Origin of the sequence: Candidatus Sororendozoicomonas aggregata, from assembly GCF_031528575.1 — a bacterium.
In the GTDB taxonomy this organism is placed as follows: domain Bacteria; phylum Pseudomonadota; class Gammaproteobacteria; order Pseudomonadales; family Endozoicomonadaceae; genus Endonucleibacter; species Endonucleibacter aggregata.
In genome coordinates, this window is record NZ_JAVLSP010000043.1 from 22,121 (window position 1) to 29,321 (window position 7,201).

General features: G+C 49.2%; 6 protein-coding genes. 5 read left to right on the plus strand and 1 reads right to left on the minus strand.

Features of this window, described 5'->3' with window-relative positions:
• Nucleotides 1-159: 159 nt before the first annotated feature.
• Nucleotides 160-1,338 (minus strand): MFS transporter, encoded by a 1,179-nt coding sequence (locus V4C51_RS09800; protein WP_330925976.1) that lies wholly within the window; start codon nucleotides 1,336-1,338, stop codon nucleotides 160-162.
• A 390-nt stretch (nucleotides 1,339-1,728) separates the two neighbouring features.
• Here V4C51_RS09800 and V4C51_RS09805 point away from each other — a divergent pair, with 390 nt between their 5' ends.
• The 5 genes from V4C51_RS09805 (at nucleotide 1,729) to nadC (ending at nucleotide 6,534) form a co-directional block, all read left to right on the plus strand.
• Nucleotides 1,729-2,715, plus strand: a complete 987-nt coding sequence (locus V4C51_RS09805) for a PhoH family protein (protein WP_330925982.1) — start codon at nucleotides 1,729-1,731, stop codon at nucleotides 2,713-2,715.
• A complete protein-coding gene (gene ybeY / locus V4C51_RS09810) occupies nucleotides 2,712-3,206 on the plus strand; it encodes an rRNA maturation RNase YbeY (protein ID WP_330925977.1) in 495 nt (164 codons plus the stop codon). The genes V4C51_RS09805 and ybeY overlap by 4 nt, the downstream gene beginning before the upstream one ends.
• Nucleotides 3,206-4,045: an HlyC/CorC family transporter gene (locus V4C51_RS09815; RefSeq protein ID WP_330925978.1), complete on the plus strand. Its 840-nt coding sequence runs from the start codon at nucleotides 3,206-3,208 to the stop codon at nucleotides 4,043-4,045. The genes ybeY and V4C51_RS09815 overlap by 1 nt, the downstream gene beginning before the upstream one ends.
• A 94-nt stretch (nucleotides 4,046-4,139) precedes the next feature.
• Nucleotides 4,140-5,687: an apolipoprotein N-acyltransferase gene (lnt, locus tag V4C51_RS09820; RefSeq protein WP_330925979.1), complete on the plus strand. Its 1,548-nt coding sequence runs from the start codon at nucleotides 4,140-4,142 to the stop codon at nucleotides 5,685-5,687.
• Nucleotides 5,677-6,534 (plus strand): carboxylating nicotinate-nucleotide diphosphorylase, encoded by an 858-nt coding sequence (gene nadC, locus V4C51_RS09825; RefSeq protein ID WP_330925980.1) that lies wholly within the window; start codon nucleotides 5,677-5,679, stop codon nucleotides 6,532-6,534. The genes lnt and nadC overlap by 11 nt, the downstream gene beginning before the upstream one ends.
• Nucleotides 6,535-7,201: the final 667 nt, after the last annotated feature.

Consider the following 7,201-nt stretch of genomic DNA (forward strand, 5'->3'; position numbering starts at 1 on the left):
TGCGAGAAAACGCGAGAAAGTGCGAGAAGGCATAAGTGCGACAGGCTCCCAGGCTAAAAAATGATCAATTGTTATGACACACAATTTATCGACACATTTATTTTCATCCAGAATTTATACAAAGAGTTATCCACATCTTTAGTGGATATACCAAAAAACCTATTTATAACAAGCCCTTAGCCACATTAACAAGGCGATCAACCCCATTAATACAAGATAATTCACCGGTAGCAGCATCAGTGACTTATTGCCGGGAAGTGTTGTGCAATACGTTACCACAACAGGAATCGCCAGCGAAAAAAAACTGGCAACGGATGCCCCCATGGCTTTGTCATGCACATTAGCGATGGCAAGACTCATCCCGACACTGCTGACCAGTCCGTGTCCTGCATAGGTAATAAATACAGAAATAATCAACGCATACACTGAGATATAGCCCAGCAAAAAAAGAAAAAACAACAGTAAAGCGCCTGCAGCCTCAGTCAGAACACCCCACAATAGTGCTTGCTGTCGAGAGATAGTTTCTGTGAACAGGCGTAAAAGCAAGCCGCCTGCGAACAGACCGATACTGGGAATCAGTGCGACCACGCCATAAGTGGCTGAAGACATATGCAGTGTATTAATGGCAATAAAGGGACCTTCTGATGCAAAAACATAGACAAAAGAAACCGATAAACCAAAAATACTCCCAAAGATCAACAGTTCCCTGTTCGCCAGCAGGCGTTTATAGTGTCGGAATAACGTCGACGGGTTTAATGACTCTTTATTACGCCCTTGCAGCGTTTCCGGCAAACCCGGTACAGCCATAAACAGAAGCAGGTTGTATCCCAAAATAAAGTAAAAGCAGGCCTGCCAATGAAAGCGCTGAGTTAAAAAGCCACCAATAAATACAGCAATGCCTGGCACAATAGCTGTGCCAATAATCACCACAGAAAACTGTTTATGCACCGTTTTTTGAGGATAATAATCATTGATGATAATGGCGCTGACGACTAACCCGGCACTGCAACCTATGGCTTCGATAAAGCGCCCGAAAACTAACAACCCAAAGTCCTCTGTGGGTGATGCCAGTATACTGAATAATGTTCCCACCATGGCTATCAGCAACCCGCCATAGAGGGTATTTAAACGACCAAAGCGGTTAGCAAAGGGGCCATAGAGTAACTGTCCCAGGGCATACCCCAGCAAAAAAATGGTAACCGTCAACTGAGAGCGGCCTTCAGATACCTTGAAGTAATGACTGATTGTCACCAGTGCAGGCGTAATGACCACTGAGCCGAGGGAGGCAAAGACATATAATATGGTTAACAGCAAAATGTTAGGGGTTTTCTGATTCACTCTCAGGTCACCGGGTGGATAACGTCAATCGTTCTTGAAAGCACTCAAGAACCGGCCTTCAAACCATTTGCCCCCGAAACCTGTCCATGGTTTTGTTATCAGCCAGTCTCCGCAAACAAGGCCGTCTCATCATTTTCAACCGTTCACTTTATTCCCACCGGATTGTGACCCGATGAGGTAGCGGGTATCTATGATTATCTGAACGAACGTCGGTTAGTTTTGAGCACGCTTCCAGGAAAGCCTCAGGCAGCCCCCTTATTTCTAATGCACGCCATTATTCCGACTCTCTTCGTACTTTGCATGACACACATGGCAGTATATGCTAAAAAGAGCATTTGCAGTAAAGGCTGACCAACCAACTTGAACACCTACTCCAGTGTTGAACAGAAAATTGATGAGCGTGCTAACACTACCACCTGTCAATTCTCCCTTGAGCCGGAAGACACACGGCGTTTCGCAGAACTTTGCGGTCAGTTCAATGAGCATGTCAAACAGATCGAAAAGCGCCTTGGCGTAACCATTCGCAACCGGGGCAATGCCTTTGCCGTCACTGGTAGTCACGCCCAAACCCGGGCCACGCGGGAAATCCTCAACCACCTTTACCGTGAAACCGGTAAAGAGGAACCCTTAACACCTGACAGGGTTCACATCTTCTTGCAAGAATCAGCCATTGAATGGCTCGGCAGCGGTGGAGATGACAAACCTGTCTCTATCCGAACCACCAAAGGCAGTATCACGCCCCGTGGCGCCAACCAGCAGAAGTACGTCAAATCCATCCTCAAGCACGATATTAACTTTGGTATAGGCCCTGCCGGAACAGGCAAAACATACCTTGCCGTTGCCTGTGCGGTACAGGCATTGCTGGAAGAAAAAGTGCGCCGTATCCTGCTGGTGAGACCTGCCGTTGAAGCCGGCGAAAAGTTGGGTTTTCTCCCGGGTGACCTGGCTCAGAAAATTGATCCTTACCTGCGTCCTCTGTACGACGCGCTGTATGAAATGCTGGGTTTTGAACGCGTTGAGCGATTCATTGACAAAGACATTATTGAAGTCGCCCCACTGGCTTATATGCGTGGCCGCACGTTGAACAACGCATTCATTATTCTGGATGAGTCACAAAACACCACGCCTGAGCAGATGAAAATGTTTCTGACCCGAATTGGGTTTGGCTCAACAGCCGTTATTACCGGTGATATCACCCAGGTGGATCTGCCCCGCGGGACACGTTCAGGGTTGACACACACAATGGATGTATTGAAAGACGTCAAAGGTATTGGCCTTAACTGGTTTACGGCCAAAGACGTTGTTCGTCACCCGCTGGTTCAGCGCATTGTCAGCGCCTATGACCGTTATGAAGCCTCAGGAAAACCCGACAAGTGAAAACTTCAGCCACTATCGATCTCCAGGTGGCCTGCTCTGCTGAAGGTGTGCCTGATGTTTCTCTGTTTACCCGGTGGGCTACTGCCGCTGTGGGTAATAGCAGGGCTTCAGCCGAAATCAGCATCCGGGTGGTTGATGCCATCGAAGGGGCAGAACTGAATCAGCACTGGCGCAACAAGCAGGGGCCAACCAATGTCCTGTCATTTCCTTGCGACTTTCCCGACGAACTCAATATCCCGCTTCTGGGTGACCTGGTGATTTGCGCGCCTGTCATCGCCCGAGAAGCCCGTGAGCAACATAAAACACCGCAAGCGCACTGGGCACACATGGTGATTCATGGCACACTGCACCTTCTTGGCTACGATCACATTGAAGACAGTGACGCCCGGGTGATGGAATTACTGGAAATTGAACTGTTGGAAGCGCTGGGCTTCCCTAACCCCTATCAAGCGACACCATCATTTAACCATTCTGGAGAAGACAGAAGGTAATGAGCGACGACAAGGCGATGGACGATCAGGCACCACTGACCTGGATGGAAAGGCTGTCCAGTATTTTTAGTCACGACCCCAAAAACCGCAACGACATTTTGATGCTCCTGCGTGATGCTGGTAGCAAGGGTATGCTGGATGAAGAAGCCCTCAGTATCATCGAAGGCGCGGTCCAGGTGGCAGATATGCAGGTGCGGGAAGTGATGATTCCCCGCTCGCAGATGATGTGTGTTGAAGAAGACCAGGAACCCCGTGATTTCCTGCCGCATATTATTGAATCTGCCCACTCCCGCTACCCAGTCATTGGGAATACCAAAGATGAGGTCATTGGCGTGCTTCTGGCAAAAGATCTTCTGCCAATGATTCTTAATAACAATCGCTTCTCCATTAAAGATCATCTACGACCAGCAACGTTTATTCCTGAAAGCAAACGCCTGAATGTCCTGCTGAGAGAATTTCGCACCAACCGGAACCATATGGCCATTGTCGTTGATGAGTTTGGTGGAGTAGCCGGACTGGTCACCATTGAGGACGTCCTTGAGCAGATCGTCGGGGATATCGAAGATGAGCATGATATTGAGGAGGATAACTTCATTAAACCCGTCAACGATATGGATGATACTTTTATCGTAAAAGCACTGACGCCCATTGACGAATTCAACGCCCATTTTGGCACAACATTCAGTGACGACGAGTTTGATACAATCGGCGGCATCATCATGCGGGAGTTTGGCCATATGCCCAAGCGCGGTGAGTCCATTGACATTGACAAACGCCGCTTTGATATCCTCAATTCCGACGGTCGGCGCATCCGTTTAATTCGGGTCAGCGCCTGCTGAAAAGCACCCTGCCAGGAGCCTGTTTATGAAATATCCGGGCTAGGGTTATGATCTTTAGTGACGGCGACAGAAGAGTTTCAGCAAACGCTTACATATGATGAAAAAACAACATTTAGCAAAAGCAGGCGTTTCGCTGATTGCGGGTTCTGCTATTACCCTGGGGCTAAGCCCCTTTGAATTGTGGCCCATTGTGCCCCTGGCCCTGGCAGCGGCTTTTCTGGTCATACGCGAACTCACCCCAAAACAGGCGTTATACCACGGGCTGATTTTTGGTACCGGGCTGTTCGGTGCTGGCGCTTCCTGGATTTACGTCAGTATTCATCAGTTTGGCGCAGCCTCTTTGCCCTTGGCTACGGCATTGACCGCCTTGTTTGTTATCAGCATGGCTTGCCTGTTTGTTGTGCCTTATTTTTGGCTATACGGCCAGATCCGGCAAAAGGCAACGCTGACAAAGCCCTGGCAGCAAGCACTTCTGTTCAGTGCTTTATGGTTGTTATCTGAATGGACCCGCAGCTGGCTGCTCACCGGCTTTCCCTGGCTGCTCACCGGCTACGCCCTGATGGACACACCGTTTGATAGCTGGGCACCCATAACAGGGGTTTATGGACTGAGCTTCTTATTGGTGTGTACCAGCAGTTTCATCGCCAGCATGTTCGTGTCCACAGGGAGGTCATTGAAACTGTCCTGCGGATTATCTGTTCTTGCCGCGCTGTGCTGGTTAGCAGCCTGGCCCCTGGGTACCATTCAATGGACAAAACCCGTGAGCACCCTCAGTTTCAGTGCGATACAAGGCAATATTCCCCAGAATCTTAAATGGGATCCGTCGTTTATTCGTAACACCTTGTCAACCTATACAAAACTGAGCGACACACAGTGGCAACAAGATCTGATCATCTGGCCTGAAAATGCGATTCCCCTGTATTATAACCATGCAAAAGGATTTATTGACCAGCTTGACCGGGAAGCGAAAGTCAACGGGGCTACACTCATTACCGGCCTGCCCATTGATGATAACAGCAGCGGCGAAACCCGCTTTTATAATGGCGTCATATCCCTGGGACAAGGTTCCGGGCGGTACTATAAACAGAAGCTGGTTCCCTTTGGTGAATACGTGCCCCTTGAAGGCATGCTCCGTGGCGTGATTGCCTTTTTTGACCTGCCCATGTCCAGCTTCTCCCGGGGTCCAGCCAATCAACCGCCACTGATGGCAGGCGATACCGTCATTACACCGTATATTTGCTATGAAGTGGTCTACCCTGATTTTGTTGCCAGGATGGCACGCAACAGTGGTCTGCTTATTACCATCAGTAATGACACCTGGTTTGGCACATCCATAGGTCCCGAACAACACTTTCAAATGGCCCGGATGCGGGCACTGGAAACCGGGCGTTATCTGATTCGTGCTACCAATGATGGTATCACCGCGCTTGTGGATAATCATGGTGATGTGGTCAAAACCATCCCCCGCTTTCAACAGGGTGTTCTGCGTGGTAAGGCCGAGGTCATGACCGGTAATACACCCTTTATGGTGCTAGGTTCATGGCCGGTGTTAATCTTCAGCCTGCTTTTCATTGGTTTTTTTAGTGCCCCTCGCAGACGCCAGTCACCCGCTCACTTACCCGGATGTACTCATGATGATTAAAGCACTGGAAGAAGCCATTCAAATAAATGTACAACAAGCCCTGACAGAGGATATTGGCTCAGGAGACATCACCGCAAGCCTGATTCCTGCCGACAAACAAGCCTGTGCAGAAATTATCTGTCGCCATGAGGCAATAATTTGTGGCCGCCCCTGGTTTGATGAAGTCTTTCGACAGCTTGACCCGGAAGTGAAAATAGACTGGCGAGTAAAAGAAGGCGATCGCGTTTCTCCCAACCAGCCATTCGTTCACTTGCGGGGCAGGGCCCGCAGCCTGCTGACGGGAGAGCGGGCAGCGATGAATTTTCTGCAAACACTCTCAGGCACGGCAACGCGCTGCGCTCACTATGCCAGCTTGGTGAAAGGTTCTACTACCAAGCTGCTTGATACTCGCAAAACACTTCCCGGCCTCCGACTCGCCCAAAAATACGCTGTCAAAGCGGGAGGTTGCTACAATCACCGCATTGGACTTTATGATGCTTTTCTCATTAAAGAGAACCATATTGCCGCTTGTGGTGGTATCGCGGCGGCTGTCAAGCAGGCTCGTGCTATAGCGCCTGGCAAACCGGTGGAAGTAGAAGTGGAAAACCATGAAGAGTTTTTACAAGCACGGGCAGCCGGTGCCGATACCATTATGCTGGATAACTTTCCCGTTTCACTCCTTGGAGAAACCGTTCAGATCAACCAGCAGTCCCCGGCACCGAGACCACTGTTGGAAGCCTCTGGCGGTATTACCACAGAGACATTAACAGGTATTGCCGCAACAGGGGTTGATTATATTTCCATAGGGGCACTGACAAAGGACTGCCAGGCCGTTGATTTATCCACGCGACTCACTGAAAAGCGCTAAAAACAGACAGCTGTCAGACCAACTCTGAACCCAGGCTCGTACTGGGAGCCTGTCGGACTTAAGACAATTTCGGCCTAAAATCCAGAAAATGCGGCCAGAATTTCCGATCAATTTGCTTAAATAGGTCAACTATTCGCACAAATTGATCGAAAATTCTGACTCGCCCTACCGAATTTTATGCTCGAAAGCATAAGTCCGACAGGCTCCTATACTTTAAGGGTAAATTCATCAGTTGAACGCTATTTTCCCCATGAGCATAAGACTCCCGGCAAGTGATACCCATCGTCTTTCTAATCACCGTAAGAGCTGACAAATCGCGCGTCAGAACAAGGCGAAATGATGAGTAATAATCAGCCATTGCTGAGGCGTTTTCACACGGGTCTGGCGTTCAGTTTGTCAGCGCGATAGCGCAGTTAGAAGCGTCGACTGGTATTAAAAGCATTCAACTGCTGTATTGCGGTTAAATGAAACTCGCTCTACTGAACAAAACCGGGGGCTATATGCATACCTGTCAAGAATGCGGGAAGCAATTTTCCGCGAAACACAATTTAACTCAACACATGGTAGTGCTGGATTCAAGCAATAAGTGCAACAGACTTCCCAGTGTAGACCTCAAGCGGTGTTAATCCACCAAGAACCTTGCGAGGCATGCTATTTATCATAAACT